The sequence below is a fragment of the Streptomyces hirsutus genome (assembly GCF_001418415.1).
Taxonomy (GTDB): Bacteria; Actinomycetota; Actinomycetes; order Streptomycetales; family Streptomycetaceae; genus Streptomyces; species Streptomyces hirsutus.
This window is the reverse complement of the sequence record NZ_LIQT01000751.1, coordinates 1-2,954: the sequence shown is the minus strand read 5'-3', so window position 1 is coordinate 2,954 and position 2,954 is coordinate 1. Positions and strand designations below refer to the sequence as shown.

General features: G+C 66.6%; 3 protein-coding genes. 2 read left to right on the top strand and 1 reads right to left on the bottom strand.

Translation table 11 applies throughout. The features are described 5' to 3' along the window. Positions 1-98: 98 nt before the first annotated feature. Positions 99-1,174, top strand: a protein-coding gene (locus tag AOK11_RS46985) for an IS630 family transposase (protein ID WP_420903050.1) whose coding sequence is annotated in 2 segments (ribosomal slippage) — positions 99-581 and positions 584-1,174 — 1,074 coding nt in all. Because the reading frame shifts where the segments join, the coding sequence is not laid out codon by codon here. A 320-nt stretch (positions 1,175-1,494) separates the two neighbouring features. On the opposite strand, the gene AOK11_RS44270 is transcribed toward AOK11_RS46985, so the two are convergent. After that, positions 1,495-1,671, bottom strand: coding sequence for a hypothetical protein (locus tag AOK11_RS44270; protein WP_169796115.1), 177 nt, complete (start codon positions 1,669-1,671; stop codon positions 1,495-1,497). A gap of 226 nt (positions 1,672-1,897) precedes the next feature. On the opposite strand from AOK11_RS44270, the gene AOK11_RS46015 reads away from it, so the two are divergent. Continuing rightward, on the top strand, positions 1,898-2,944 hold the full coding sequence (locus tag AOK11_RS46015) for a NucA/NucB deoxyribonuclease domain-containing protein (RefSeq protein WP_240497649.1): 1,047 nt from the start codon (positions 1,898-1,900) through the stop codon (positions 2,942-2,944). Positions 2,945-2,954: the final 10 nt, after the last annotated feature.

Sequence of the window (2,954 nt, the reverse complement as noted above, 5' to 3'; positions counted from 1 at the left end):
GTCGAGTGACCTGCGACGTTACTGACTTCGGCGTTTTGGGGTCAGGCGGGGGCTGATCCTGTTGGCGTCCCCCCGGATGCGGCGGTAGACCGGAAGGTATGAGGTACGCAGACGGTGGCGGGATGACCGCCAAAGAGCGTGCACGGCGTGAGGCAGTGCGCCTGCGGGCGGCCGAGATGTTCGCGGCCGGGATCGGTGCCCCGGAGGTGGCCCGGCAGCTGCGGGTGTCACCGAAGTCGTCCTGCCAGTGGCGGCGGAACTGGGCCGCCGGCGGCCCAGCGGCCCTGGCCTCCGCCGGGCCGGGCGGGCAGCGGTGCAGGCTCGGCCCGGCCCTGCGCGGGAAACTGGCCGCCATGCTGGAGCAGGGCCCGGCCGCACACGGCTGGGACGAGGACCAGGTGTGGACCGGGGCCCGGGTGGCAACCCTGATCGGCCGGAAGTTCCACATCTCCTACAGCGTCTCCGGCGCCACCCGGCTGATGCACCGGCTCGGCTTCACCCCGCAGATGCCCGCCCGGCGGGCCGCCGAACGCGACGAGCAGGCGGTGACCGCCTGGAAGGAAGACACCTGGCCGGAGGTAAAAGGACCCGGGCGGCCACCGGCGGCTGGATCTGCTTCGAGGACGAGGCCGGCCAGCACCAGCGGCCGCCCACCGGGCGCACCTGGGGCCGGCGCGGCCGCACCCCGATCGTGACGGTGTCCGGCCGCCGGTCGGGCCGCATTTCCCTGGCGGGCCTGATCGCACTGCGGCCCGGCTCCCGGACCCGGCTGGGCTACCGGATCCGCGTCCACCACGGCCGCAGGGGCGAGCGGCGCAGCCTGTCGGAGGCCGACTACATCCGGCTGGTCGATGGCGCCCACCAACTGCTGAAGGCTCCGATCGTGCTGGTCTGGGACCGGCTCAGCACCCATGTCTCGAAGACGATGCGGCAACTGGTGGCCGCCCGCTCATGGCTGACTGTCTTCCTGCTACCCGCATACGCACCGGAGTTGAACCCGGTGGAGGGCGTGTGGGCACACTGCCGACACAGGCTGGCCAACCTCACCGCCGGTACGGTCGACCGGCTGGAAACCCTGGTCCGCAACCGGCTCAAGAGTCTGCAGTACCGCCCCGTGACACTGCACGGCTTCATGGCCGAGACCGGACTCCAACTCGACTCACCACCGCCCTGACCTCAAAACGCCGAAGTCAGTAAACGCCAAGCTCAGGCACTCACACACTCAACAACGTGACAGCGCCCTGCAAGGCGCTTGTCACCCAGACTTGTTGTCCGCAGATAACAAGCACCTGATCCCCCTCTCGCCCCCGAATGTTGTCCACGGACAACGGTAGATCGCGCCAGTTCCCGCCCGGCATACGACACCGCTGAGACCTGTAGCGATCTCGGACAAGGTTCCGGAGTGATCAAGCCAGGACTGGCAAGGCCCCCTTGTTTTCGCTTGCTTGTTCGGAAAAGTGTGGAGTGACCAGGTGCCAGGCGTGAGGTCTGGCATCACGCACGCTCGGGGGTTTGCTTGATGAACAGAGTGTGGTGGCGGCTCAGCAGACAGCTGCTGACGACCGGAACAGCGCTTGCTGTCGTATCGGTGGCGGCGCCAGGGGCTGCGAGCACAGAGAACTCGGCGGATTTGCGGGTGGAGTCGTACATCTTGCCGGTCGGTGCGGCCAAGCCTTCGTTGAAGGACCTGCAGAACGGGCACGGGATGCAGCGCCTGCGGGATCTGGCGGCGCAGACGGAGCCCGGGGCGCGGATGCCGCTGGAGACGGCCGGCCCGGCAGCCTCCTACGCGCCGCTGTCCCGTAAACCATCAGGTGCACCGCAAACATCACAAAGCGCACCTGCGACGCGAGCGACGATAGGGCCTTCCGCGACCGCTCCGGAACCGGCCAGAGCGATGACGTACGAGGAATGCGTCAAGGGCCTGGGCAGCGACAAGAAGTTCTACGTCAAGTCCCGCTTCGCGGTGTGCAACGGGGCCTCGTTCCTGCAGACCTGGACCCGGAACAACCAGCCGGTCGGCGAGAGCATGTTCAACGTCCGTGTCATCGGCACGATTGCCAAGAACAGCCGCACCATCAACTTCCAGTACCACTTCACCGACTTCGCCACGACCGGAACGACCGGCGCAGCCGCGATGCCTATCACCACCAAGGGGAACATCCCGCAGAGCTGGCCAGCCGGTGCGAAGTACACCCGCGGCGGCAAGATGCCGGGCACAAAGACGTTCACCCAACTGAAGACACAACGCACCTTCAACGAGACGGTGACTGCCAAGCCCGGACAAGGCAGTAAGAAATCACTGGATCTACTCTTCGCGGTCTACGAACCGGACATCAGCTACACACCTCCACCCCCGTGGACGCTGCGCGGGAACCTGGGCGGCAAGCTGTTCATGCTCGCACCCCGGTGGGAGTCAGCGTCGTACCTGGCCAACTCCACCGGCGGCGGCAAGCCGGACAAGAAGGGAGCGGCCACCTTCAGCTACGTCACGCCACTCACCCTGAGCGCGAAGCAGGGAGCGGAGGAACAGGCCGAGGCCGCACACATCCGACAGGCGTTCCTCGTCCCGCAGGACACCAAGCCGTACATGTCGGCGAAGAAGGTCCCCGGCCAGACGGCTAAGGATCCCCTGCACCGCACGGTCAGCGCTACCCGCATCGACAAGAACCGCGCGGCGGCGGTCAAGCAGTGCAAGCGCTACTGGGGCGCCAACTACACCCAGGACGGCAAACTCGAGTGCGACGAGTACCCCTTCGCCAGCACCTACGAAGGAGCTGCCGAACCCGAGTACGACCCGGAAGTCAAGAAGTTCAACTTCTCCGCCAAGCCCATCGCGAAGGACGACAACCAGGCCGGCGGATCGATCCTCAAGAGCTTCTACGCCAAGAACCGCATCATCGACGGACTGGACGACGGCTTCATCGTCAAGATCCTCTCGTGACCTGAGGCGC

Bases quoted from the DNA above. Each gene is read 5' to 3' on its own strand.
- AOK11_RS46015 (WP_240497649.1), top strand. From the start codon at position 1,898: ATGACGTACGAGGAATGCGTCAAGGGCCTGGGCAGCGACAAGAAGTTC.